A 25282-nucleotide genomic window follows, 5' to 3' on the forward strand; every position below is an offset into this window, starting at 1 on the left:
CTCTTATATTCTATTAAAATTACTTAGTCTCAGTTCAATAAGCCACTTTATTCTCATGTTTTTGGATTTGCTCATGCAATGTCTCTCTTACAGCTCCGGGTCCCCCAATCAGTTGCTTAAAAAATTCTTCGATTGTATTTCCTAAGCCAACTTCGTACAAGTCCACCCCAAAAATTCTTTCGTTTGAAAGAATAGGCTGTAAGTGGTTACTGACTGATTCAGGTTGGCCGAACTCGATTCCATGAAGATACTGCTGCAAATCTTCTAAAATAGGATCAGGACTGATGTTCATTTTTTTACCAGCATCATTCACACCAAGTAGATACCGGCACCAAGCCGCAATCGTTAAAGGAATAAATGTTAAATCAGTTATTTGAAGGTCATTCCTTTCGGCATATAATTTGATAGTCTCCCCAAATCGGATTCCTAATTTCTGCGAAGTGTCTGTAGCGATCCTCCCAGGTGTATCGGGATTATTAGGGTTAGGAAAACGAACCTCAATAACTTCTTTAATAAACTCCATCGGATCGATGATTCCCGGATTAGTTACAACTTTCATCCCTTCATCATACCCAATTCCCTTCACTAAAGCCTGCAGATCCTCATCCTTCATCTCATCAGCAATTGAAGTATAATCCAACAGACAACCAAAGATGGCCAGTGCAGTATGAAGAGGATTTAAACACGTACATACCTTCATTCGCTCAACGAGATCCACGACGTATTGTTCTGTAAAGTAAACACCTGCCTCCTCCAACGGCGGCCTCCCATTTGGAAAGTTGTCCTCAATCACTAGGTACTCAGATTCTTCTGTATTAACAAATGGCGCAACGAACGGTCCATTCTCTCTCTTTTGAATAAGCTCAGCACTTCCAAATCCTCTTTTTATCAACTTCTCTTGTACTGATTGAGAGGGAAGAGGTGTTATTTTATCAATCATGCTCCATGGGAATGTAATTTTTTTTGTATCGTTTAAATAATCGATAAATCCTTGCTCAACCACACCATTCTCAAACCAAATTTGCGCAACAATGAGAATAGCCTCTTTCAGTTTATCTCCGTTATGAGAGAAATTATCTGTGCTTAGAAGTGCTAACGGAGCTTTGCCGTTTAAGTATCTATCATATAAAAGGGATGTCAGCAAAATCATCGTATGTCGGCTAGGCTGGTCAAAGCCTTGCTTAATTTCTGATAGAGCCGATTTACGAATTTCGCCATTTATATCTTTTAAATCATACCCTTTCTCCGTGATGGAAAGAGAAATCAATTGGAGCGCCGGGTGGCGTGCAACCTCTTTTAAGCGCTCCCATGCCGACTCTTTTTCATAGGTGGCAATACTTTCAGCTACGCTCGCAATCACTTCCATATTAAATGATCCGTCTGCTTTCATAACGACATCAAGACTTAAATTATCATACGGATGATAAATCTTTTTAATTAATTCATCATCCAGTGTGGAGGCAACAATAATCCCTTTGTCAGTAGCTTTCTGTTCTAGTAACCGTTGCTGCAGCACAGAATGAAATGCTCTAAATAAATTCCCTCCCCCGAAATGTAACCAAGCTGGCTCTTTTTTCGTCCTTTCCCAAACATCTTCAAAATCAAAGCCAGGAGTTTTTATACCAATCTCTTCGAATTGATCTTTATTATTTTTTAGTTGATCTTTTTTTAGTATTAGCAAATGTCATCCTCCTTTCTGTTTGTTAGGTTAATGGCACTCGTGATTGTTTTAGATTGAAATCAAAGTATCCTTCAGCATTATGATAGGATATATCCTCAACGATTTGACCCAGCCATTCGATATCATCGGGATATTCACCATTTTCAACCCATTGGCCAAGCATATTACATAAGATTCTTCTAAAATACTCATGGCGACTGTAGGATAAAAAACTTCGGGAGTCTGTCAGCATTCCGACAAATCGGGAGAGTAGACCAAGATTCCCGAGAACTTTCATTTGAGCCACCATGCCATCTATATGATCATTAAACCACCATGCTGAGCCAAACTGAACTTTGGATGGGATTCCACCTTCTTGAAAATTACCAGCTATTGCTGCCAGCACTTCATTATCCTTCGAATTCAGCCCATATAATATGGTTTTAGGGAGCTGTTGCATCTGATCCATCTCATCCAACAACTTGGAGAGAGGCTCAGCAATCGCCCCATCCCTGAAGGAATCCACCCCGACATTTGGGCCAATCGCACGATAAATCCGTGAATTGACATTTCTTAATGCTCCCAGATGATATTGCATGACCCAGCCTCTTTTGTGATAAGCTTTTCCAAGACAAATCAATAAGCTTGTTAAAAATTGATTATTTTCTTTTTCGGACAAAGGCTCATTATCAAAAGCCTTGGATACAATAGCATCCAGTTCCTGTATAGTAGCAGGTTCATAGACAATAGGCTCGATACTGTGATCAGACAATTTACAGCCCATTTCAGAAAAATAATCCATTCGCTTCTCGGTAGCTTCCATTAATTTATCAAAACCCGTTATTTCTATCCCTGTTACCTGCCCTAGCTTGCCCACATACTCTGCCCATGACTGTGAGTGATGAATAGCCATAATCATGTCTGGCCTAAAGGTAGGTAATACAGTTGTCCCATAATCTTGATCCTCCTGGAGCAATTTATGATAGCGCAAATCATCAATCGGATCATCTGTGGTTCCTATTAACACCACATTGGATTGTTTGATTAACCCTCTTGCAGAAAAGTTCGGTTCTTGAATGATTTTATTACAGGCATCCCAGATTTGTTTGGCAGTTGACCTTTTTAAAATGGTTTCTACCTGAAAATATTGTTTCAACTCTAGATGTGTCCAATGATAAAGAGGATTACCGATTAACTTTTCAATGGTTTCGGCCCATTTAACAAACTTTTCATAGTCATCCGCATCCCCTGTAATGTAATACTCCTCTACTCCATTCGCTCTCATCGCACGCCATTTATAATGATCGCCGCCAAGCCATAATTCAGTGATATTTTTATATGTTTTATTTTCATAGATTTCAGAGGGATCTAAGTGACAATGATAATCAAAGATTGGCATTCTAGCAGCAAAATCGTGATATAAGGTCCTTGCTGTTTTGGTTTCCAGTAAGAAATCTTTATCCATAAAAGCCTTCATATAAATTGCCCCATTTCTCTAATTAATCTTAACTTGCGGAAAATCGTCTGGTGTATGTCCACCCCAAAGCTTTTCATACTTATAACCTGTTAATGTTTCGACGACTTCTTTCGTTTTTGGATCCACATCATCTTTGCTTCCATTATTTTTCAAACGGTTAACTTCATCTACAAGAATACCGTGTGTCTCCTTATTTAATTTAAATGTGAAGGCTGCAATTAAGGATACAAGAAGCAGCCCAACGACTCCGACTAACAAGATGCCAATAATCGTATAAACCGCACTATCCGGTTGAGTAGTTGCTTTTTGGTCAAAACCTCCAGCTTCTAAGACTGCCCCTACTATGAATGTAGCAAGTGCTACACAGGACTTTCTAAAAAATGTCATAACAGATGCAAAAATCCCTTCACGTCTTTGTTTAGTAATCATTTCATCAACATCAGGAATAAACGGGAATATATTCCAAGGGACAAATTCCAGCATACTTCTTCCAATTTGATAGATGAAAGAAATAACGATTAAAGTTAGCATCAAATTACTTGGTTGAAGGAAATAAACAGCGACATAGCCAAATACACACAGAATCATTGATGAATAGGAAATTTTAGCTAAATTAGCCGGACCAATCTTGATCATCAAAAATCCATAAATAATGGCACCAGGTATCCCAATGATACTAAAAGAAAGAAGGTTAGCCGCAACTTCTGATGTGCTGCTTAACGCATACACACAATAGAAAACAAACACTGCATTAAATGCATCTTTTGCTGTCATCGAGCAAATATAAATCAACAAATGTTTTCGGAAGCTTTTCACCTTAAAAGTAGAAACAAAATCACCCAGCGTTTTAGTAACCGCTTTCAAATTATCCGCGATACTTTTACGCTCTTTCTTTTGATTAGCAAATTGCTCCATTACCTCTGGTGGCACTTCACGTTCCCATGTAGATTGGAAGGATATAAATACACAGACAGCAAATAGAACCGCAAAAAAGATTCCGTTAATCAAAAATGCATTAGGATTATCCTCACCCAAAATGCCGAATAATTGGCCTGGGATAAAGGTAGCTAAAAATGTACCAGTACCTGAAATAAACATGCGGGCTGTTGACAACTTTGTTCTCTTATTAAAATCGGTCGTCATTTCCGAAGGCAATGTTTCCCACGGAATTAAAACAAAGGCCGCAATAATCTCAAATGCTAAATATGTAAACAGGTAATAATAGAAGTTCATGCCGTTTACCCAAAGTAAGGCATACACAAGCATTAACGGAGAACCTATGAGTAAGAAAAATCGACGCCGTCCAAATTTTCTCCCCAATTTAAATTTAAAAAAGTTATCTGAAAAGCTGCCAACAAATAAACTGATTACAGCATCCACAATTCGGGCTATGGCAATAATCGAAGCAGCTTCCACTGGTGAAAGACCTGCGTATGTTGTGAAAAAGAAGAGCATCCATGCCCCAATAATCGTAAATGCTCCTCCACCCATCATATCAGTTAACCCAAAGCCAACACTCGTCCTCAGCGTAATATTCTTATCTTTACTTGGCATTTATATGCCCTCCTACATTTGTTTAGTTATCTAACAAACATCAAAAAAAAACGCTTTCATAACTTAATTCACAAAAGAAAAGATAGTTTGACAATCCTTAAACGGTTTGCTGCTTTTTTGAAGAGAATGATTCATTTTTTAAAAGGACATTGGTATCCCAGGCTCCTTGTAAATACATTGCTCCTAATGCTCGATCATATAAGCCATATCCAGGTCTGCATACTTCATCCCAAATATGTCTGCCATGATCGGGACGAATATATCCACCGAAACCGCTTTCATACATGGCATTCACTATTCCATTCATTGGTAAAGAACCATCTGCTTCCCGGTGGGAGGATTCAATAAAGCTGCCATCTTCATAATGTTTAACATTACGAATATGAGCAAAATAAATCCGTGATGCAAAGGAACGTACAATATCAATCAAATCATTAGCAGGATTCCCGCCTAATGATCCAGAACAGAAAGTAAATCCATTTGATGGACTGTCTACAGCACTCAGTAATCTATGAATATCCTCTTTGTTTTTCACTATGCGTGGTAAACCAAAGATAGAGAATGGAGGATCATCCGGATGAATAGCCATTTTAATACCGTACTCTTCTGCAACTGGACATACTTCTTTCAAAAAGTAAGTCAGATTCTCTAATAAATCTGTCTCTGTAATGTCCTTATACAAGTTAAAGAGATGCTGTAAATCTTTTAATCTCTCAGGTTCCCAGCCAGGAAGAGTGAACTCTTTCGTATTTTCCTCAATATCTTTCACGACTTGTTCTGGTGTTAAAGCACGGACTTTTTGGGCATCGAAGAATAAAGCAGTGCTACCATCCTCCATTTCTTTAAATAGATCCGTCCGAAACCAATCAAATACAGGCATAAAGTTATAACAGACGACTTTCACGCCAAATTGCCCTAAATTTTTCAATGTTTCTTTGTACATCTGAATATAATGGTCTCGTGATGGCAATCCGAGTTTAATATCCTCGTGAATATTCACACTCTCAACGACTTCGGTATTTAATCCGTACTCATTTGCCTGCTTGACTACTTCTTCAATCCGCTCGAGCGGCCAAATCTCACCAGCAGGTACATCATGCAAAGCCCAAACAATTCCTTTTATTCCAGGTATCTGCCTGATCTGTTTCAATGTAATGGAGTCATTCCCTTTTCCGTACCAACGAAATGTCATTTGCATATAGTCCACTCCTCTATTTGGTCTTGTTTTATCCTATACTGTAAACCTGTGAGTAAAAATAATTAGGGAATTCCTGGAGCAAAATATCTTTTTCAGATAACATCAATCTCATATGCTCTCCCATGAGTACCTCTGCTTTTTCTTTATCTTTAGTTGAAATAGCTTGATAAATGTCTCGGTGATGAGCTAACAAGACATCCCAATCCAAATCTTTTGTATCAACAAGCCTCAATAATCTAAACCGATTTAAATGACCTGCCACATCTTGAATCATTTTCCATGTACGCTCTTTTCCACATGCTATAAATAATTCTTTATGAAAGCCTTCATCCAAGTCATGGAATTTTTCAATCTGCTCCTTCTCAGAAGGATTTCGAACCAGCTTCTCTTGCATTTTTAAGTTGATCTCCAGACGGATTAAAGATTCGTCCAGGATATTTTCACAGCATAGCCCTACGATTTTTGTCTCAATTACCTCACGGACAAACCTTGCTTCTTCCGCAAGCTCCATATTGATTAAGGAAACAAATGTGCCACTTTGCGGGATAATGGTTAAAAGCTCTTCCTGTGCTAATTTTAAAAAGGCTTCCCTTATCGGTGTACGGCTTACATTCAAACGTTCGGACATTGTTTTTTCGGATATTTTAGTTCCAGGTATTAGTTTTAATTTTAAAATTTCATTTTTAATTACGTCATAAGCAAATTCTTTTGCATTTAATGTTTTATTCATACATTTTAATTCCTCTTTCTTTTTATACATTGAACTTGGTATATCAAAAGAGAGAATCTACAACGTACCTCCTTTCCATATTTTCGCACCATATTAATATACTAATATGGTAGTTTCAATTCCATTATAAGGTAGAGGGTGTCCTTTGGCAATATTTTCTTTAATTAAAAATAAATGGTTACTATACACCGAAAACATCCAAATCTCTTAATTAAAGTCTAAAAGTGCTTGTACACCGTTCCGTAGAGTTTTTAATGTTAAATACCACTAACAGGATTCAATAGCTCTCCTATAAAATGTCCAGTATCAGAATGCAAAAAAGCACATCACCTAAGTGATATGCTTTCATCAAACAGTTCCTTGTGTAACAAGAATTATCTTCTTAATTCTACTTTTTCGCTGGCAGGAAAAATGTAAATGTCGTACCCTGTCCAACCTTGCTGTAGACATCTATTTTACCGCCATGACCATGAATAATATTTTTTGCTATTGCAAGGCCAAGTCCTGTGCCAGATCTCCCTCTTGTTCTTGCTTTATCAACCTTGTAAAACCTTTCGAAAACAAAAGGCAGCTCTTCCTCAGAAATACCTACACCAGAATCCTTCACGTCAAATTGAGTACCATTATCCAATGTTCTTTGGATAATTTGCACTTCACCTCCCCCAGGTGTATGGCGCAGGGCATTATCAATCAAGTTGGTGAATACCTGTTCAATGCGGTCAGGGTCCAGCTCAACAAGCGCCTCAGGATGGTCAAGGGTTGTATAGACATCAACATTTTTTTCCTGAGCTGCCCGCTGGAACTTTTTCGATATTCTACCAAGAAAGCTGCCAACTTCTACTTCCTCAATATTTAAAGTCTGATGTCCTGCTTCCATTCGAGCCAAGTCTAAGAGTTCATTAACCAAGCGTCCCATTCTTAATGATTCATCATATATGACCTGTGCCATTTCTTTTTTCTCATCTGCTGTTTCCGCAATATCATCTATAATTGCTTCACTATATCCTTGAAGCATAGCAATAGGCGTACGAAGCTCATGCGATACATTGGCAATAAAATCTTTTCTCATCTTATCAAGCCGGCGTTCCTCCGTCATATCCCTTAATACAGCTACAGCTCCACGGATATCATTTTGACGGTAAAGGGGATTCATAAGTATTACCCAATCGTGCCCCTGCGTGGTAATCTCGGCTATTTTAGCTTTTCCCGTTCCCTTAACCTCGAGGAATAAATCGCTTAATGCATCAGGGACTTGGTTTCCAGACTGTTTTTTTTGATTGGTTTCATCCAAAAAACTATACCTTAAAAAGTCATCTGCTGGAGGATTCGTTACAAGAATTTCACCGTCTCTGTTAAACATGATCACTCCATCAGCCATATTAATTAAAATATTCGATAAATTCTCTTTCTCCTGCTGTAATGCCGTCATATTATACTTCAGCTGCCGTGCCATTTGATTGAATGCAATCGCCAATTCGCCAATCTCATCGTTTGTTAAAATGGGAACCTTCATGTCAAATTTTCCTCTGGCCAATTCAGATGCTGCTTCCCTCATTTTTCTAAGCGGAGCAGTCACTCTTGATAACAGGAAGAACGCAAAAATCGTCGTTAAAACAATCCCGATCCCGACAGCTATCAAGATGAAGATTGTCGTTTGTGCGTTTGTACTCTCACTCGAGTCTACAGACTGAAATGCATAGATGGCGCCATCCATTCCGTCATTAGTGATTGGAATTCCGACAATTGTACCCTGAGTAACATTATCCCCGCCCAAAATAGACGATAGATAAGTGGTTTCTGAAACTTGTCTATCATTCACTAATGACTTTTTTAAGGTTTCATCACGAGAAAAGAGTTGATAGACTTCTTTCTTATTCAAATCATTCAAACTGCTGTATATATTGGTATCATCTAAAATAATAACAATATCCTTATTCGGATCGATGATTTGCCAAACAATTTGTGTTGATTGCTCGATATCTGAATGTTCCTCTAAAATCATTTCAACTTGTTTGGCTGTTCGAAACAAAGAAGATTTAGCTTCCTCCATACTTTGATTATGGAAAAACTCCAGCAGTAATACAGTTAAGATGAATAGAACGAAGGAAAACAGCAAAATAATGGTCATCCAAAGTTTCCCGACTACACTTTTCCAAAACATTAGTCGTTGACTACCTCGAATTTATAACCAACACCCCAAACGGTTACAATCATTCTAGCTGCATCCTCAGATACTTTATTTAATTTTTCTCTTAATCTTTTAATATGTGTATCAACGGTACGTAAATCCCCAAAGAATTCATAGTGCCAAACTTCTTTTAGCAATTGTTCCCGATCATACACTTTATCCGGGGTTTTAGCGAGATAGTATAATAGTTCATATTCTTTAGGTGTTAATGCAACCTCTACACCGTCCGCCAATACTCTATGCGCATCATTATCGATCGTTAGATGATTAAAGACGACAACATCTTTAGTTGAGGTCTCTGATTGAATATAGGAATTTTTCGATGACCTTCTTAACAATGCTTTCACTCGTAAGACTACTTCCCTTGGACTAAAAGGCTTTACGATATAATCATCCGTGCCTGCTTCAAAACCTTGCACTCGGTTTATTTCTTCACCTTTAGCAGTCAACATAATAACAGGTGTTGCCTTTTTTTCACGCAGTTCTTTACAAACCTCAATTCCATCCTTGCCAGGCATCATCAAATCCAGAAGGATTAAATCATAATCATTCGCCAAAGCAAGTTCTAAAGCATCTTCCCCATTAGCAGCCTCATCAATTGTATATTTTTCGCGCTCTAAATACATTTTCAATAGTCTTCTAATACGGTCCTCATCATCTACTATAAGCAATCGTATGTTGTTCTCTTCCATCACCCGGACCTCCTTAAGCATTAACTAATAACGATACAAATTTATCCACGATATCAGTTTTATTATACATGCATACTAAATATTTAGGAATAGAAAAGTGAATATTTACATAAATAAAGCGATTCTATAAAGTTAAATTTATAGAAAAATAATATCTATCATACAACCAGATTTTTTTAATATAAGATTTTGCCTAACTTCCTATTCAGTTGTCATCCAACTTAAAAATAGTAAAAGCATCATAAATCGGAATATAATTGCAGTTAATAGCTTAAGCCTGATTTTCTAAAGAAGAGTTAAGAACAAAGGGCTTCCATACTTGGAAGTCCTCTTTTTTCTTAATTGCTAGCATATGAGTGTAATCCAACGATAATTAAATTCACCGCGATAAGATTAAACATAATGATAATAAATCCTATAACTGCAAGCCAGGCTGACTTTTCGCCATGCCACCCCTTCGATATGCGCAGATGCAGAAATGCTGCATAAAATAGCCATGTAATTAAAGCCCATACTTCTTTAGGATCCCAACCCCAAAATCTTGACCAGGCTATTTGGGCCCAAATCATGGCAAATATCAACCCTCCCAAAGTAAATACAGGGAATCCGATTAGAATGGATCTGTATCCAACCTCGTCAAGTAAATCTAAATTCACTGATTTTGCCAACGGCTGTATAGCTGCTCCTATACGCTTACGTAAAATTAAACGCAGCACTCCATATAGCACGACACCTATCATGATGGACCAAACTACTGTATTCAGTTTTTTTGAATTGATTATTAATGGCAATTCAATTAACGGATCCATCCCTGTACCGGAAACCAATTTTGCTTCCTTCGGGACAAACAACGCCGGCATATTATATTCCTCTGTTTGCTCTGCACCGCTCTTATTGACCCAAGTATATTCAGTTTTATAATCAGCTATAGAAAACATAGTAGTAGATACAACAAAACCAATCGTACAAATTAATCCTAATAAAACGGCTTCCAGCCAAAACGTACTTTTTGATGCTTTCGTTTGTTTAACAGCCCGTATCAGATAAATTAATCCGGCCACAAAACTTATTGCTAAAATAGCTTCTCCCGCTGCTACAGTAGTAACATGTATATACAGCCAATCACTTTTTAATGCCGGAATAAGCGGCGAGATATCCCGTGGAAACATGCTGGCATACGCAATAACTAACAGCGCAATCGGAAGCGCGAATACTCCCAGAATGGCTGTTTTATATATGAAATAAATCATTATAAATGCTCCAACCAACATCATTCCAAAGAATGTTGTAAACTCAAATAGATTACTGACAGGAGCATGTCCTGACACTATCCAACGTGTGATAAAATAACCCAGCTGTGCAATAAATCCAATAATAGTGATAATAATTCCAGCTTTTGCCCATTTTTCATAACTCCACTTATCGTTCTTACCTTTTATGGATCCCGCAAATACAAAAGTTGCTATTAAGTACAGCACAAAAGCAATATATAGCAAATTACTGCTTAAAGTCGCCACTCTGTTTTCCCCCTCTTTCTTGAATCTCTTCCCCTTCGGCTTGATCATACGGTAATGGAATAGAAGTCCCCTCTAATATTTCATTAATCTCCCGCCTGATACCAAACCAGTTTTTATTCGTATGAGCGGCCACAAATATTTTATCCCCACTCTTTTGAATCCAAATACGCCTATGATTCCAATAAGCCCCCTGTATAACGCCAATCATAAAGATAAGCCCTCCGAGCGCAAGTACCCATAAAGTTAGGTCTTTACGTACTGTTAATACAGTTGCAAAACCTGTCTCTATATTTTTGAATTTAAGTTTATATTCGGTCTCACCCAAAGGCTCAAGGGTTTGTTTAATCGCAACAAAGCTAACTTCTCCTTCTGGATGCTCTGGTGATACCATTTTGAAGATAAACGCAGGGTTATTTGGAAATCGACTCTTTGTTGTCGGCTGCTCATTCTCATTAAATTCAAAATCAGGAAAATAACTCTCCAGGTGCACGGAGTACCCATTACCCAGGTCATAGCTATCTTTCGGATTATTCAAATCAACGGTTAAGTTGCCATGCTCCTTTTCAGTTGCTTTATCAATTAAGGTGAATGACATTTTAGTCATGTTTTCCTCGTAGGATGTTTGATATAAAGCAAAGGAATCAAATTTCAAAGGTTCATTTACACGTATCGGATAATCTTTAACTTTTTCAAGCTTTACTTCTTCCCCTGGCAAGGTATCCCCTACCGCTTGATAAAGAGTGGCATCTGTTTGATAATTTTTTACGACCGTACCAACCCGGTCAAGCGTTGCCTCAAACTCTTCTTTTTCCTTATCTTTATCATAAACTTCTACAGTAAATTTATGGTTTTCAACAAAGTACTCACCATTCGTTCCAGGTACAGCTTTCTTTTCACCTTCTTGAATTCTGAGGTAATCATTCACATACATCCCTGGAATAAAACGCAACATTCCGCCAATTAAGAAAATGATCAGGCCTATATGATTAACATAAGGACCCCACCTCGAAAAACGGTTCTTCTCTGCTAAAATATTGCCGTTCTCTTCTCTTATGTTATAACGCTTTTCTTTTAATCTCGTTTTGATTAATTCATAGTTTTCTTTTTCCTCTGCTATATCAGCTTCACCAAAAATCCGCTGTCTGCGTAAAAAACCCTCATTCCTGATTACTCTCTGATTCTTTAAAGCTCTGAATAGCGGAATAAAGCGGTCAAGACTGGCGATAACAAGTGAAACTCCTAAGAGGGACACTAACAGTAAAAACCACCATGAACTATATAAATTATGTAATCCTAACTCATAATACACTTCACCAAACCAGCCGTACTTACTTTCATAAAACGTTTCAGCGGGTTCTCCATTTGGAATATACATTTCTTGCGGGAAGATGGTACCGATAGAAGCTGCAATTAATGGAAGAATGATTAAGGTTACGCCAACCTTTACGGATGAGAAAAAATTCCAAATCTTATCAACTACTGATTTATTGTAGGTTTGCGATCTTCTGGCACTGCCTTCATATTTCATATCCAATAATTTTTTTTCTTCTTCTTCCTTATTGAGCACCTTACCGCATGCTTCACAAAATATCGTTCCATATGGATTAACATGACCACATTCACAAGTTATTTCCTTCATCCTTATTACCCCTTGTTATGGCTGTATTTTCTCCATCATCTTTTGAATCTTCTCTTCAGTTAAACTACCAGTGGTTGAATCTACGACCTTACCATTTTTATCAATTAAAAATGTGGCCGGCAAGGGATTAATCAGATACTGATGCTGCACCTGATTGTCCTTATCGATGACAACCGGAAAAGTAAGCCCATGTCTTTGAACAAATTTATTCACGACAAAATCAGATTCATTTACATTGACAGCTAATACCTGTACACCTTTATCTTTGAACACTTCATATTGACTTTGAATATAAGGCATTTCATATTCACATGGTTTACACCACGTCCCCCAGAAATTCAGAAACACTCCCTGCCCCTTATAATCCTCTAACACATGCTTAACCCCTTCAAGATCTGTCAGAGCAAAGTTTGGAGCGGTTTCATTCATTTTAAGGTTTTTTTCCTTGTCCATGGTTAAACTCGAAAATACCACATAAATGACGGCTCCAGCTAAAAGGGCCAGAACCCCTATTCTCATCCATTTACGCTTTTGTTTGGTCAAAAAAGTTCCCTCCCGCTATGCTTTAGACACACAAGAATATAGCGCTGCCAGAAAGGCACTAATTTAGGGCAGCGCTACGGTTGTATTTACTTATCTTTATGAAGCGCCATAGAACGCAGTTGCTTTACTTCATGTGGTGTTAACTCTCTGTAATCTCCAGGACTAACACCGTGCAACGTCAAGAATCCATATCTTTCACGTTTAAGTTTGATAACGGGCATCCCAATCGCTTCAAACATACGGCGGACTTGGCGGTTTCTGCCCTCATGAATCGTCAGCTCTACAATAGAGGACTGTTTTCTGCGATCCATTGATAGCAATTTAGCTTTCGCAGGGGCTGTTTTACCGTCTTCCAATTGAACACCACGTTCCAATTTCTTTATTATTTCGCGGGATGGAATACCTTGAATTTTCGCTACGTACGTTTTTTCTATTTCGTACTTTGGATGCATCAGGGCATTGGCAAACTCACCATCATTCGTCAGCAGGATCAAACCTGATGTATCGTAATCCAGTCTGCCTACTGGATAAATCCGTTGTTTGATCAGTGGAAATAAATCTGTTACGGTCTTTCTCCCTTTGTCATCGTTGGCAGCGGAAATGACACCTCTTGGCTTATAAAGCAGAAAATATACCGGTTCTTCCTTTTCTACAGGTACTCCACTTACCTCTATTTGATCATTTGGGCCAACCTTAACGCCAAGCTCTTTTACAATCTTACCGTTAACAGTTACTTTGCCTTCTACGATTAACTGTTCCGCTTTTCTTCGGGAGGCGATTCCTGCCTGTGCTATCACTTTTTGTAATCTTTCCATTTTAATCACCTGTCTAATTTTACTTTTTCTGTATTCTTTACTCAAATAATAGGCATTCTACCTAGTTGTTCATTATACTTTGTTTTTGCAGAAAGTGATATGTCCTATCACGCATATTATTTCATTACTTACTAAGAAACACAAAAAAATCGGCTTTTTATACCGATTTTTGTTAAATTTGACTATTTTTTTCACTTCTTTTAGCATTTTGTGACAAATTTGTGTCTATTGGAACATAATAGCAGCTAATAAGATTGCCGCACCAATCCCGACGAGGTCAGCTAACAATCCCACCTTTAAAGCATCTCCCATTTTCTTAATTCCTACTGCACCGAAATAAACAGTTAAGACATATAAGGTTGTATCCGTGCTCCCCTGGATTGTGGAAGCAACCTTCCCTATAAAAGAGTCAGGTCCATATGTGGCAATCAAATCACTGACCATGCCGAGAGAAGCATTTCCCGATATGGGTCTTATTAAGGCTAAAGGTACTACCTCTGAAGGCACACCTAAGAAGTTTAATACCGGTTTCATCCAGCCTATCAGCAAATCCATAGCACCTGAAGCACGAAAAATAGAAATGGCCACCATCATACCAATGAGATAGGGAATAATCGAAAATGTGATTTTTATCCCATCTTTTCCGCCTTCCACAAAACTCTCGTAGGTCGGGACCTTCTTTATGGCACCCATGACAAGGATGAGCAAGATAACCACAGGTATCATCCAAATTGATATGGTTGAGATCCAGTGCATCAATCCATCCCCTTTCTTACTCTTTTCCAGTAGAAGTACCGATCTAAAATAATAGCTGCTATCGTTGCAATGACGGTTGCCAAAAAGGTCGGGCCGACAATTTCTGTCGGATTGGCTGAATTATAATGAATGCGGATTCCTATGACGGTTGTTGGAATAAGCGTCAGCCCAGAGGTATTCAATGCCAGAAACGTAATCATAGAGCGGCTTGCTGTATCCTTTCCGCCATTTAAGTCCTTTAATTGTTCCATCGCCTTTATACCCAGGGGTGTAGCTGCATTTCCCAGTCCAAATGTGTTCGCCATTATATTAGATACGATATATCCCATTGCCGGATGATTTGGCGGCACATCTGGGAAAAGCCTGGATACGATTGGCTTTGTCAAACGTGTTAAACTATCCAATAGACCTGCCTCTTCTGCAATCTTCATGATGCCCAGCCAAAAAACAAGGACACTCATAAGGCCGAAGCATAGAGTGACCGATTCTTTTGCACTCTTAAAGATCGCTTCATTAACTTCCGCCATTGTTCCAGTAAACATCGCATAAATGATTCCAATTATACTGATTCCGACCCATATATAATTAACCATTTGTGTTTACACCTGAAAAAGTATAGAAGACGTCTTTCCATATATCGAAGACAGTTTGATCTTTTTTATGTAGATAAACCGGTTTAGATATAAGCGTTTGTCCATCAAGAATTAAATTCACCTTTCCAACCTTAGCCGGAAGATTTTTTCCTTTTTTCCACTGTTTTTTGGGCTTTTTCAGTTCATACTTTACTTCGACCTCCTCTTGTTCTTTTTGCGTAAGCGGGTAGGATAACGATGATTTTAAATAAGCTTTATTTTTATAAAATCCTTTTTTTATCGTTTTTATGTCTCCACGCGGTACTACTTCAGTTAATGTGTAATTGTTAAATCCCGCCTCAAAAAGAGCTATATGATCAGCCCAATCTGTAGAATCATTGATAGTAACCGTAATAAGATCCAATCCATCCTTGGATGCAGTTGTCACTAGCGTGCGGCGCGCTTTTTTTGTATAACCTGTTTTACCGCCTGTGGTGTATTTATATTTTTCCGTTAACAGCCTGTTTTTGTTTTTCCAAACACGGTCCCATACTTCATTCGGGTTGGGTGCCCGATGGATCTTAGTTCCGGCAATTTTCTGATACATTTTATTCCCCATCGCATACTTAGTTAGGATTGCCATATCATAGGCTGTGGAATAATGGTTATCAGAATCATCAAGACCATGCGGATTGGTGAAATGACTGTTCTTCATGCCAATCCATTCTGCTTTCTGATTCATTAATGCAGAAAAACCCTCCACACTTCCTCCCACATATTCAGCAATGGCAATCGCCGCATCATTTCCTGATCTGAGCATAAGTCCATAAACAAGGTCGCTTAATTTTATTTTTTCTCCTACCTGCAAATAGATCGCCGATCCCTCTGCTTTTAAAATCGCATCTGTCACCGTTACAGTTTTATCCATCTTCCCCGATTCAATCGCAAGAATTGCGGTCATAATTTTAGTAATACTCGCTATCCTTCGTTTTGTATGGGCATCCTTCTCATATAAAATCCGGCCGGTGCTCTGCTCAATCATAATTGCACTTTTAGCCCCTGTTTGGATTCTTTCAAGTTCTTGCGCTTGTGCAGAAACTGTTTTTATCGGCGAAAGTAAACTTGCCAAACACAAAATCATAATGAGGATGGTGCCTGCCAGCTTCCATAACACTAAGCGGATTGGATCGTTCTTTACTGAAAGATTACGTTTCGAGTTATATTTCTTACGTTTATATTTGAAAGAGTACACTTTCACCACACTCGTCCCCTTCATGTTTTTGTACAAGTCTATGCGCTTAATTTCTTAAATATTCGAAGACAGGTTATTCAGGGTGAGTGATAAGTGAATTAGATTATGTATGAAGGAGGATGCTAAAATTCTTCAGGTAATAATTACTAAAAAAAAGGCAACTAAAAGTTTATGTAAACTTCGTTGCCCATTTACGATCAGTGATGAATCTTCACTCTTTTTTTAATTGAATCACGAACAGCATGAGAAAAGATAGTAAGAATATAGCTAAAACCCACATCCATGCCATGAGCATGTTGCCCGAATCAAGGGCTGTATAAATAGCTATCGGAACTGTTTGCGTAACGCCTGGAATATTTCCAGCAAACATTAAAGTAGCGCCAAACTCCCCCAATGCTCGAGCAAAGCTTAAAATACCGCCCGTCATAAGCGCTCTCGATGCTAACGGAAGGGAAACATGAAGAAAAACCTGCCATTTACTTGCTCCATCTACTCGAGCAGCATCTTCGATTTCATGGTCAATACCTTGAAAACCAGACTTAGCTGATTGATACATAAGGGGAAAAGCCACAATCGTAGCAGCAATGACAGCCGCCCACCAAGTAAATATAACTGGCTTCTCAAAAATCCACTCAATTGCTTGTCCAATGATACTTTGCTTTCCCAACAAGACAATCAAAATAAATCCTACTACTGATGGCGGCAGAACTAGAGGCAACATAAGAAATGTCTCAAAAGCCGCTTTTCCCTTAAAAGATTTCATAGCTAAATAGCGGCCAATAAATGTCCCTGATATGATAACAATTATTCCCGAAACCACTGCTATTTCAATTGAAAGAATAATAGGTGATAAAAATTCATGTAACATATTCATTCCTCAGTTCACTATGAATCCGTATTCCTCAAATATGGCCGTTGCTTCCTTCGATTGAAGAAAGTCATAATATCTCTTTGCTTCAACAGGAAATTTTGTATCATTTAGAATACCTAAAGGATACATAATAGGTGTATGGTGTTCTTTATTTGCCGTCGAGATGATCCTACTGTTATCTGATACAAGAGCATCTGTTTTATATACAATACCAGCGTCTACATTACCTGTTTCAACATACGACAGAACTTGTCGAACATCTTTTGCTAAAATGAGTTTACTCTCTACCTCATCCCATATTTCTAGTACTTCTAATGTTTCCTTGGCATATTTTCCTGCAGGAACAGATTCAGGAATACCAATTGCGATCTTATCGATTGTTCCATTCATTAAATCTTCAAAACCACTAATTTTGTTAGTTTCATTAGGACTCGGAGCAATTAAAACAAGTTCATTTTCTAATAAATTGATATGCTCCCCGTCCGCAATCATTTCTGCCGTAATTAATGATTCAAACTTATCTTCTGAAGATGATAAAAACAAATCCACAGGAGCACCTTGCATGATTTGCTGCTGAAGCACACCGGAGCCAGCAAAATTATATGTAATATTCATTTCTGGATTTTCTTTTTCAAAAACAGCTTGAATGTCTCTTAGCGCATCCTGCAAACTAGCTGCAGCTGAAATTCTTAGTTCTACTTTTTCTTCTTTAACTTCTTGTTCAGAACATGCAACTAGAGTAATGACTAAAAGGAATAGCATTGTAAAAATCGATACAGATTTTTTCATGTAATCCTCCTTGATGTATACCTACTTAAACAGAAATCATCTCAAGATTCAGTCTAATTTTAATGAAGAGCGTTTCTGATTTCACTTAATCCAGCTTAGTCTCCTGGTTCCTCAAGGGTTTATGGATCCCCTTTAAGATGGGTAACAGGGGGTGTGGGTCACAAAGGCTTAGCCTCATAACGTGATATTCTTAGCCTATGTTCCTTGACCAGTCCTTCTTAGGACTTCACTAAAAAAATCTAGTAAATTGATCTATTAACCACCTATAAAGAACATCCCTATCTTTTTTCTATTAGATATCGTTTGTTCCGTCCGTTCATCAGAATAACGGTCCGCCCTCAATTCCCAAACTTGACGAATGTGGTCCAGCAGTTCCTCATCTGTTACACCTCTACGGATTAATTCTTTTAAATCATAGCCCTTTGAGGCAAACAAGCACGTATAAAGATGTCCATTCGATGAAACCCGTGCCCTTGTACAGGAAGAACAAAAAGAATCCGACACGGATGTGATAAAACCAATTTCGCTCTTGCTATCTTTATAGCGATAGCGTTTAGCTACCTCTCCAAAATATTGCTCATCAACAGCCTCTAAATCGAAAACCTTAGACAGCTTTTCATATAGTTCTTTTTTCGCTACAACCTCTTTGAAACTCCATCCATTATCATTACCTACATCCATAAATTCGATAAAGCGCAGAGTTACACCCATCTTTTTAAAATAAGAAGCCATTGGGATGATATCATGATCATTGACTCCCTTTTGTACGACCATATTAACCTTGACCTGAAAGCCAAGGTTAACGGCATTCTCTATATTACGAAGAATAATAGAGGGCTGAATGCCACGACCATTCAACTGACCGAATACTTCGTTATCTAAAGAATCAAGACTAATATTTAAACGTCTTAGCCCAGCATTGTATAAGTCATGAGCATACTTTGAAAGCAAAAGACCATTCGTAGTTAAACCAATATCCTCAATTCCCTCTATTTTCACTAACCTTTCAACTAATTTAGATAAATGACTTCGTAATAAGGGCTCCCCGCCTGTTAAACGCAGCTTTTTTACACCAAGACCTGCAAATAAACGGACTGTTCGTTCTATCTCCTCAAATGTCAGAAGCTCTTGTTTCTTTAAAAACGCATAATCATCTCCAAAGATTTCTTTAGGCATACAATATGTACAGCGGAAATTGCAGCGATCCGTAACTGATAGCCGCAAATCACGAATCGGTCTTTTTAATTTATCCAATAAAGACTGTGAGGTCATGGTTATTCCCTTCTTTTCATTCGGTTTCCAGGTCATTGATATTATCAAATACCACCCTTTGTATTCTCCGGCGGAATTTCATTTATCCATCTAACTCTTACTGTCCTTAACAGCTGTAAAAACGCGTTTTCTTTAACCTCCACTAACTGGAGGTATAAACACCACCACATCTCCATCTCTAATTTTCTCATCTTCTGTCACATATTCTTCGTTTATCGCAACAAGGACTGAATGCTTTTCGAAGTTTGGATAGGTTTCTTCTGCCCATTGCAGCAACTCTCGGACAGACCATTCCATTCGTTCGATGTTCTCTTCCGCTTTACCGGTCAAGTCTCGCATACTTGCAAAATAGAGAATTTTTATCATTTTATTGACTCCTCTGATAATGGCTTTTTATGTTGATTCCCCACCCATACTTCCCCATTTTCCCAAATCTCCTTTTTCCAAATTGGAACAATTTGTTTAATCCGTTCAATCGCATATTCGTTTGCTTCATAAGCATTCTTTCTGTGAGGTGAAGAAATAGCTATAACAACGGCTATATCTGATATTTCCAATTGTCCAATACGATGAGCAATCGCCACTCGTGTACCCGGCCATTTCATTTCAATTTCTCTACCAATTTCCGCCAGCTTTTTTTCAGCCATTGGTCCATACGCTTCATATGCCAAGGATAATGTTCGAACACCGTTTGTCCATTCCCTTACATGACCGGAGAACACGGTTACTGCGCCCGCTCCCTCGTGTAATACATAATCTGCATATTTTTGAACCTCTATTGGATCTTGAACTATTTCAAATGGTTTCATGATCATCACATCCCTGTATAATCTAGCATCCATCACTAGCATCCATCTATTCAATGACTCTTCTTCTACCGACTGCGACATCATATGTTTACTGACGGACATAGATTTTTTGATAATATCCAACCGGTTCCCATAAGTGTTGTTTCCCCCTATTTTTATAAACCTACGATTAATCAAACTTTCATAGCATCCATCGAGATGCACCTTCCTCTACTCCCAATAGCAATAAATCAACTTCATCTCCAGCCTTCCAGCCCTTTTTTCCACCGGGGAGAACGATAAATGCATTTCCCCTAGCAATGGATGTAACCGCATTCGATTTATTAAAACCAGCAGGAGTCGCGCTTAATCCTGAAGAAGTTACTTCATACGTTGCTCGAATAAAACGAGTAAACGGATTAGCATCCAAAAAATCTTCTGCTAATGCAGCCTTTACGTTTGGCATAAACGGTTTACAGCTACCCATCATTTTTAACAGGGTAGGACGAACAAATAATTCAAAGCCCGAATAACAGGCAGATGGATTTCCAGATAAACCAAATAAATACTTTCCATTATTCACTGCTACTGTCGTAACACTACCTGGGCGTATGGCTACTTTATTAAATAAGACATTCGCTCCAAGATGTGAATAAATGACTGGCATAAAATCAAAATCTCCAACTGAAACACCACCAGTTGTAATAAGACAATCTGTCTCTTCAATTGCTCTTTCCACTGTTTGTAGGGATTGCTTTAGATTATCCGCTTGAATACCATATGTATGATTTTCAATTCCCATCCGTTTCAGCTGTGCTTCAATCATGGGTCCGTTACTATTGCGGATTTTGCCTGGTACAAGATCATCCTCTACTGCCAATAATTCTGTACCTGTAGATAAAATACCAACTACTGGCTTCTTGGCTACTTTCACGTGCGTATATCCAAAGGTCGCCAACAACGCAATCACACCTGGAGTAATGAACGCCCCCTCTTCAATAAGCCGTTCATCTTTCCTGGCATCTTCTCCTTTAGGAGAAACATTTTCATTCATTTCAAATGATTTATAAATAGATATGTGATCTTCCTGTTCTATCACCTGTTCAAGCATAACAACAGCATCTGCATCCTTAGGCATCATCGCCCCGGTCATAATCCGAATGGCTTCTCTGGGAGCAAGTGTCTTTTTAGAAATATATCCAGCTCCAACCTCATCAATTACCTGAAAGGATACGTGATGCCCGTCTGAGGCTCCAACTGAATCGGAGGAATGAATGGCAAATCCATCATATGCCGATCGATCAAATGGAGGAACATCATGTTTAGCAATAATCGGTTCCGCTAAAATTCGGCCATATGCTTCTGACAAAGGGACAATTTCAGCTGAAGCAGGTTGTATTTCCTTCATAATTTTCTCTATTGCTGCTGAAATTTGAATTGGTATTCTTTTTTCTACCATTCTTTTATCTCCTTACAAATAGAATGCTATACTATGGATAAATCATATAGAAAGGATGTTTTTCCATGACAGAATTCACTCATTTCAATGAACAGGGTCGTGCCAAAATGGTTGATGTTTCCCATAAAGATAAAACCGTTCGGACTGCTCTTGCTAAATCTTCTATTCTTGTAAACCAACATATTTATGCTCAAATTTTTGATTATTCAAATAAAAAAGGAGATGTCTTTGCCGTTGCCCAGGTTGCTGGAATTATGGCTGCCAAACAAACATCTTCTATTATTCCTATGTGTCACCCTATCCCGCTATCTGGTATCAATATCGAATTCAATTGGGAAATAGATGAAGCAAACTCCCATTATGAAATTAGTATTCTTACTGAAGTTAAAACAATAGGTGCGACCGGTGTCGAAATGGAAGCACTTACGGCAGCATCTGTTTCAGCATTAACCATTTATGATATGTGTAAAGCCTCCGGTAAAGAAATGGTCATTGGGCCAACCATGCTTTTGAAAAAGACTGGTGGCAAAAACGGTGATTACACGCGTAGCTGAAGAGATAAACTGAATGTTTAATTACACTTTTCGGTTAGCTATATTTTAAATAAGTTAACCGGAATGGACTTCCATCCATTTCTCCTGCAGCAAGCTAGACACAGTTGTTCAGTCTTCCATGGCCTTTTTCCGACACTGTATTACCCAAACATTTGATGAAATAATTTTAGTCCTTCCGTGCTATCCTGTAACCCATGTATTAACAGTCTCCCATTTGTGAACAAGATCATTCGATATTGTTCTGTATGAAATTGGATAAAATAAGGAGTCTTTTTAAATCGATATCCCTGCCTTATTGCCAGTCGCTCAGCATCTTCTAAAGATACACGGCGATTAGCTTGAGGGATGATTTGTATAGTGTCTCTCCCGCATAACACCATAGATTTCATTTCTTCGCTTTTTTCGAGCGAAGGATATACAGGACAATGTCCGCATGTAGGACAATCCTCTTTTTTAATACGAGATACTCCAACCTCTAAGCTGGTATGATTCCAAACATCAAAATGATATACTTTTCCCCGCAACTTCTCCGGATGACCAGTTAACCATTGCATAACCTCTGTACATTGATGGGCTGCTGTAATTTGAACGGCTGGAGCAATAACTCCAACCGAATCACAGGTTTCATTTAACGAGGGCAAAGCCGGGAAAAGACATCTGAAACAAGCCGTTTTACCCGGTATGAAAGTGAAAACAGTGCCACTCGCACTTACACAGGCCCCATACACCCAAGGTATCCCATATTTATGTGCAGCATCATTTATAGCCATTCTTGTTTCAAAATTATCAGTTGCGTCTACCAAGATATCACATTTTTCTGCTATGTCTTCGATGAGTGTACCATCTGCATTTTCTAAATACGTAAAGAGGTGAACATTTGAACGGATTTCCTTCAATCGTTGCTCAGCAGCTATCACTTTAGCTGTCAGATTTAAAGCATCTTTCTCCACAAATAACTGCTGTCTATGTATGTTGGACATTTCTACAAAGTCACGATCCACTAAATGTATCGCCCCTATACCTGCACGAACAAGTGTCTCCGCTATTACCGATCCAAGTGCACCGCAACCGATAATACCTACTGTTGATTCAGCCAAGCGTATTTGACCATCGCAGCCAATAGGCTTAAACAACTCTTGCCTAGAAAATCGGGTACCCATGTTCATTGGCTCCTTTATTTAAACGAACTATCTACTCATCTCTTTAATAGTCTTACACGTTCTCCAATCTGCCGACCAGATAATGGATTGTATTCCATTTTATATTATCAGAAAATTAAATACAATAGACCTCACCAGTGAATCATTATTTGACTAAAAAAGATGAAACCTATTACATGAAGGCTTCATCTTTTTTATACATTATAGATCCTTTTTCAGTTCTCTTACGACATGTGCTAACTCCGGCAAAATCAATTTATTCATTGCCAGCTCCACTGCCCCAGTGGAACCAGGTGTTGCGAAGATTACCTTCCCTTCGGTTACTCCGGCGATGGCTCTGGATAAAATAGCTGCGGAACCAATATCCTCCTGATAACTCAGCATTCGAAAAATCTCACCAAACCCTGGCATTTCTTTATCTAGTAAACCCTTAATTGTTTCAATCGTTACATCCCGATAGGCAATCCCAGTACCGCCATTACAAATAATGGCATCAATCTCTTTATCCTCTAACCCAGCTGAGAGTTCCTGCTGAATCGCATCCTGCTCATCCTTCACTATTTGGTAGCGCGTAATGATATGTCCAGCTGACTGCAACAAACGCATCATAAGCTGCCCGCTTCGATCCGTATGCTCATCTCTTGTATCACTTACCGTAAGCACCATTACCTTCACACAATCCGGAGCCGATCCCCGATGCTCTATTAAACTCATGCCTATCCCTCCCTCCCATCATATTATCACAAATATTGGAAGTAATAGATTGCCCAGTAAGGAAGTATAAGGGGATAAACTAGACCTCAACTAAAAAGGTCAACCAAAGTCTTGGTCAACCTTTAAGAATAAACCTGGTGTATTTGAACGTACTTTTATTTCTTATATATTTTCCAGCCAATTTTCCGTGCCTGTTCAAATCGTTCGCTAACATCGTCCCAATTCACCAAATTCCACCAGTTGTTTATATAAGCCGGACGATCGGTCTTGTATTGTAAATAATACGCGTGTTCCCAAACATCCAATACTAATAAAGGGATTGTATCCCATTGCGTCAGTATCATATGCCGTTCAGATTGTAAAATTTCCAGCCGATGGGCTCGATTGGACCAAACTAAAATCGCCCAGCCTACACCTTCCACTTTTTTGGCAGCTTCGGTAAATTCCTTTTTAAATTTTGCAAAGCTGCCAAAATCTCTTTTAATAAAGTTCATTAATTCACCTGTTGGTTCCCCACCGCCATCAGGCTTCATATTGTACCAAAATATAGTGTGCAAATAATGCCCAGATCCGTGAAACGCAGCTTCTCTCTCCCAATGCTTTAAAAGGTCATAGTCATCCTTATCGCGGGCTTCTTTCATTTTAGTTTCGGCTTTATTCAGACCATCTACATATGTCTGATGATGAATAGTATGATGCAATTTCATAATCTCCCGGTCTATAAAGGGCTCCAAAGCATCATAGGAGTATGGCAATGGCGGCAAGGCATGTCTTCCAGGCGGTACATATGAATCGCCATTATGTGCCTTTTGAACAGATTCATCCAGCTCCTCCATCATATTTTGAAGCTTTATTAGCTCATGTTGGGATGGAGTTTTATTTTTCATGCTGTTTAAAAGGGCCGTGAGATTATCAACCCGCTCCATGATCAAGCTTCGAAATGACTCCTCTTGATTGGTTGCCCATTCAACAATCGCAGTCTTCCATTTATCTACTTCTTCCCAATACTTTTTAAAAGGATTCATATTCATCAACCTCCCCGTCATACAACAATATTCAAGAGGAGGTTGACTTAATTCTTA

The 25282-nt window shown here is 38.6% G+C and carries 24 protein-coding genes; 1 reads left to right on the forward strand and 23 read right to left on the reverse strand.

What is annotated here, in order from left to right:
- Positions 1-34: 34 nt before the first annotated feature.
- From FHY47_RS06570 to FHY47_RS06665, 20 genes are all read right to left on the reverse strand, one after another.
- Complete coding sequence (locus FHY47_RS06570; RefSeq protein WP_148629899.1) at positions 35-1681, reverse strand: mannitol dehydrogenase family protein; 1647 nt, start codon at positions 1679-1681, stop codon at positions 35-37.
- Between the two features lie 22 nt (positions 1682-1703).
- Positions 1704-3137 carry a glucuronate isomerase gene (uxaC, locus tag FHY47_RS06575; protein WP_148629901.1) on the reverse strand — a complete coding sequence of 478 codons (1434 nt, stop codon included), beginning with the start codon at positions 3135-3137 and terminating at the stop codon, positions 1704-1706.
- 18 nt (positions 3138-3155) lie between these two features.
- A complete protein-coding gene (locus FHY47_RS06580) occupies positions 3156-4691 on the reverse strand; it encodes an MFS transporter (RefSeq protein WP_148629904.1) in 1536 nt (511 codons plus the stop codon).
- A 97-nt stretch (positions 4692-4788) separates the two neighbouring features.
- Entirely contained in the window at positions 4789-5889 is a 1101-nt protein-coding gene (gene uxuA, locus FHY47_RS06585) for a mannonate dehydratase (protein WP_148629906.1), read from the reverse strand.
- 28 nt (positions 5890-5917) lie between these two features.
- Positions 5918-6619: a GntR family transcriptional regulator gene (locus tag FHY47_RS06590; RefSeq protein WP_148629908.1), complete on the reverse strand. Its 702-nt coding sequence runs from the start codon at positions 6617-6619 to the stop codon at positions 5918-5920.
- Between the two features lie 388 nt (positions 6620-7007).
- On the reverse strand, positions 7008-8780 hold the full coding sequence (locus FHY47_RS06595; RefSeq protein ID WP_066107565.1) for an ATP-binding protein: 1773 nt from the start codon (positions 8778-8780) through the stop codon (positions 7008-7010).
- Positions 8780-9499: a response regulator transcription factor gene (locus tag FHY47_RS06600; protein ID WP_140461604.1), complete on the reverse strand. Its 720-nt coding sequence runs from the start codon at positions 9497-9499 to the stop codon at positions 8780-8782. The genes FHY47_RS06595 and FHY47_RS06600 overlap by 1 nt, the downstream gene beginning before the upstream one ends.
- Positions 9500-9837: 338 nt before the next feature.
- The gene (ccsB, locus tag FHY47_RS06605) at positions 9838-11016 is read right to left on the reverse strand and encodes a c-type cytochrome biogenesis protein CcsB (RefSeq protein ID WP_066107571.1); all 1179 of its coding nucleotides are present in this window, start codon (positions 11014-11016) and stop codon (positions 9838-9840) included.
- Positions 10997-12655: a cytochrome c biogenesis protein ResB gene (gene resB / locus FHY47_RS06610; protein ID WP_066107574.1), complete on the reverse strand. Its 1659-nt coding sequence runs from the start codon at positions 12653-12655 to the stop codon at positions 10997-10999. Before resB ends, ccsB begins: the two co-directional genes overlap by 20 nt.
- A 15-nt stretch (positions 12656-12670) precedes the next feature.
- Complete coding sequence (gene resA / locus FHY47_RS06615) at positions 12671-13198, reverse strand: thiol-disulfide oxidoreductase ResA (protein ID WP_148629910.1); 528 nt, start codon at positions 13196-13198, stop codon at positions 12671-12673.
- A gap of 86 nt (positions 13199-13284) precedes the next feature.
- Positions 13285-14013, reverse strand: a complete 729-nt coding sequence (gene rluB, locus FHY47_RS06620; protein WP_066107581.1) for a 23S rRNA pseudouridine(2605) synthase RluB — start codon at positions 14011-14013, stop codon at positions 13285-13287.
- 225 nt (positions 14014-14238) lie between these two features.
- Complete coding sequence (locus FHY47_RS06625) at positions 14239-14769, reverse strand: spore maturation protein (protein WP_139891721.1); 531 nt, start codon at positions 14767-14769, stop codon at positions 14239-14241.
- A complete protein-coding gene (locus FHY47_RS06630; protein WP_066107588.1) occupies positions 14769-15362 on the reverse strand; it encodes a nucleoside recognition domain-containing protein in 594 nt (197 codons plus the stop codon). Before FHY47_RS06630 ends, FHY47_RS06625 begins: the two co-directional genes overlap by 1 nt.
- Complete coding sequence (locus FHY47_RS06635) at positions 15355-16482, reverse strand: D-alanyl-D-alanine carboxypeptidase family protein (RefSeq protein WP_148630287.1); 1128 nt, start codon at positions 16480-16482, stop codon at positions 15355-15357. The genes FHY47_RS06630 and FHY47_RS06635 overlap by 8 nt, the downstream gene beginning before the upstream one ends.
- 322 nt (positions 16483-16804) lie before the next feature.
- Entirely contained in the window at positions 16805-17461 is a 657-nt protein-coding gene (gene modB, locus FHY47_RS06640) for a molybdate ABC transporter permease subunit (RefSeq protein WP_066107591.1), read from the reverse strand.
- 9 nt (positions 17462-17470) lie between these two features.
- Positions 17471-18253, reverse strand: coding sequence for a molybdate ABC transporter substrate-binding protein (gene modA / locus FHY47_RS06645; protein WP_139891720.1), 783 nt, complete (start codon positions 18251-18253; stop codon positions 17471-17473).
- Positions 18254-18508: 255 nt separating this feature from the next.
- Positions 18509-19525 (reverse strand): GTP 3',8-cyclase MoaA, encoded by a 1017-nt coding sequence (gene moaA, locus FHY47_RS06650; protein WP_219847589.1) that lies wholly within the window; start codon positions 19523-19525, stop codon positions 18509-18511.
- Positions 19526-19657: 132 nt separating this feature from the next.
- Positions 19658-19891: a molybdopterin converting factor subunit 1 gene (gene moaD, locus FHY47_RS06655; protein WP_066107599.1), complete on the reverse strand. Its 234-nt coding sequence runs from the start codon at positions 19889-19891 to the stop codon at positions 19658-19660.
- Positions 19888-20334 carry a molybdenum cofactor biosynthesis protein MoaE gene (locus FHY47_RS06660; RefSeq protein ID WP_066107853.1) on the reverse strand — a complete coding sequence of 149 codons (447 nt, stop codon included), beginning with the start codon at positions 20332-20334 and terminating at the stop codon, positions 19888-19890. Before FHY47_RS06660 ends, moaD begins: the two co-directional genes overlap by 4 nt.
- A gap of 181 nt (positions 20335-20515) precedes the next feature.
- Positions 20516-21772: a molybdopterin molybdotransferase MoeA gene (locus FHY47_RS06665; RefSeq protein ID WP_066107602.1), complete on the reverse strand. Its 1257-nt coding sequence runs from the start codon at positions 21770-21772 to the stop codon at positions 20516-20518.
- Positions 21773-21837: 65 nt separating this feature from the next.
- Here FHY47_RS06665 and moaC point away from each other — a divergent pair, with 65 nt between their 5' ends.
- Positions 21838-22326, forward strand: coding sequence for a cyclic pyranopterin monophosphate synthase MoaC (moaC, locus tag FHY47_RS06670; RefSeq protein WP_066107605.1), 489 nt, complete (start codon positions 21838-21840; stop codon positions 22324-22326).
- A gap of 140 nt (positions 22327-22466) precedes the next feature.
- On the opposite strand, the gene FHY47_RS06675 is transcribed toward moaC, so the two are convergent.
- The 3 genes from FHY47_RS06675 to FHY47_RS06685 form a co-directional block, all read right to left on the reverse strand.
- Positions 22467-23486, reverse strand: coding sequence for a ThiF family adenylyltransferase (locus FHY47_RS06675; protein WP_140461608.1), 1020 nt, complete (start codon positions 23484-23486; stop codon positions 22467-22469).
- Between the two features lie 201 nt (positions 23487-23687).
- Positions 23688-24200, reverse strand: a complete 513-nt coding sequence (locus FHY47_RS06680; protein ID WP_148629912.1) for a MogA/MoaB family molybdenum cofactor biosynthesis protein — start codon at positions 24198-24200, stop codon at positions 23688-23690.
- A gap of 155 nt (positions 24201-24355) precedes the next feature.
- Complete coding sequence (locus tag FHY47_RS06685) at positions 24356-25225, reverse strand: superoxide dismutase (RefSeq protein ID WP_139891715.1); 870 nt, start codon at positions 25223-25225, stop codon at positions 24356-24358.
- Positions 25226-25282: the final 57 nt, after the last annotated feature.

The sequence above is a fragment of the Bacillus sp. E214 genome (assembly GCF_008087365.1).
Taxonomy (GTDB): domain Bacteria; phylum Bacillota; class Bacilli; order Bacillales; family Pradoshiaceae; genus Pradoshia.

What these genes read in the sequence shown, in the direction of transcription:
- moaD (WP_066107599.1), bottom strand. Translation starts at nt 19,891, where the DNA reads ATGATAAAAATTCTCTATTTTGCAAGTATGCGAGACTTGACCGGTAAA.
- modB (WP_066107591.1), bottom strand. Translation starts at nt 17,461, where the DNA reads ATGTTACATGAATTTTTATCACCTATTATTCTTTCAATTGAAATAGCA.
- FHY47_RS06665 (WP_066107602.1), bottom strand. Translation starts at nt 21,772, where the DNA reads ATGGTAGAAAAAAGAATACCAATTCAAATTTCAGCAGCAATAGAGAAA.
- FHY47_RS06630 (WP_066107588.1), bottom strand. Translation starts at nt 15,362, where the DNA reads ATGGTTAATTATATATGGGTCGGAATCAGTATAATTGGAATCATTTAT.
- moaC (WP_066107605.1), top strand. Translation starts at nt 21,838, where the DNA reads ATGACAGAATTCACTCATTTCAATGAACAGGGTCGTGCCAAAATGGTT.
- FHY47_RS06685 (WP_139891715.1), bottom strand. Translation starts at nt 25,225, where the DNA reads ATGAATCCTTTTAAAAAGTATTGGGAAGAAGTAGATAAATGGAAGACT.
- FHY47_RS06580 (WP_148629904.1), bottom strand. Translation starts at nt 4,691, where the DNA reads ATGCCAAGTAAAGATAAGAATATTACGCTGAGGACGAGTGTTGGCTTT.
- FHY47_RS06595 (WP_066107565.1), bottom strand. Translation starts at nt 8,780, where the DNA reads ATGTTTTGGAAAAGTGTAGTCGGGAAACTTTGGATGACCATTATTTTG.
- uxaC (WP_148629901.1), bottom strand. Translation starts at nt 3,137, where the DNA reads ATGAAGGCTTTTATGGATAAAGATTTCTTACTGGAAACCAAAACAGCA.
- FHY47_RS06635 (WP_148630287.1), bottom strand. Translation starts at nt 16,482, where the DNA reads ATGATTTTGTGTTTGGCAAGTTTACTTTCGCCGATAAAAACAGTTTCT.
- rluB (WP_066107581.1), bottom strand. Translation starts at nt 14,013, where the DNA reads ATGGAAAGATTACAAAAAGTGATAGCACAGGCAGGAATCGCCTCCCGA.
- FHY47_RS06680 (WP_148629912.1), bottom strand. Translation starts at nt 24,200, where the DNA reads ATGAGTTTAATAGAGCATCGGGGATCGGCTCCGGATTGTGTGAAGGTA.
- uxuA (WP_148629906.1), bottom strand. Translation starts at nt 5,889, where the DNA reads ATGCAAATGACATTTCGTTGGTACGGAAAAGGGAATGACTCCATTACA.
- moaA (WP_219847589.1), bottom strand. Translation starts at nt 19,525, where the DNA reads ATGACCTCACAGTCTTTATTGGATAAATTAAAAAGACCGATTCGTGAT.
- FHY47_RS06675 (WP_140461608.1), bottom strand. Translation starts at nt 23,486, where the DNA reads ATGGGTACCCGATTTTCTAGGCAAGAGTTGTTTAAGCCTATTGGCTGC.
- modA (WP_139891720.1), bottom strand. Translation starts at nt 18,253, where the DNA reads ATGAAAAAATCTGTATCGATTTTTACAATGCTATTCCTTTTAGTCATT.
- FHY47_RS06590 (WP_148629908.1), bottom strand. Translation starts at nt 6,619, where the DNA reads ATGAATAAAACATTAAATGCAAAAGAATTTGCTTATGACGTAATTAAA.
- FHY47_RS06600 (WP_140461604.1), bottom strand. Translation starts at nt 9,499, where the DNA reads ATGGAAGAGAACAACATACGATTGCTTATAGTAGATGATGAGGACCGT.
- FHY47_RS06625 (WP_139891721.1), bottom strand. Translation starts at nt 14,769, where the DNA reads ATGCACTGGATCTCAACCATATCAATTTGGATGATACCTGTGGTTATC.
- resB (WP_066107574.1), bottom strand. Translation starts at nt 12,655, where the DNA reads ATGAAGGAAATAACTTGTGAATGTGGTCATGTTAATCCATATGGAACG.
- FHY47_RS06660 (WP_066107853.1), bottom strand. Translation starts at nt 20,334, where the DNA reads ATGAAACCATTTGAAATAGTTCAAGATCCAATAGAGGTTCAAAAATAT.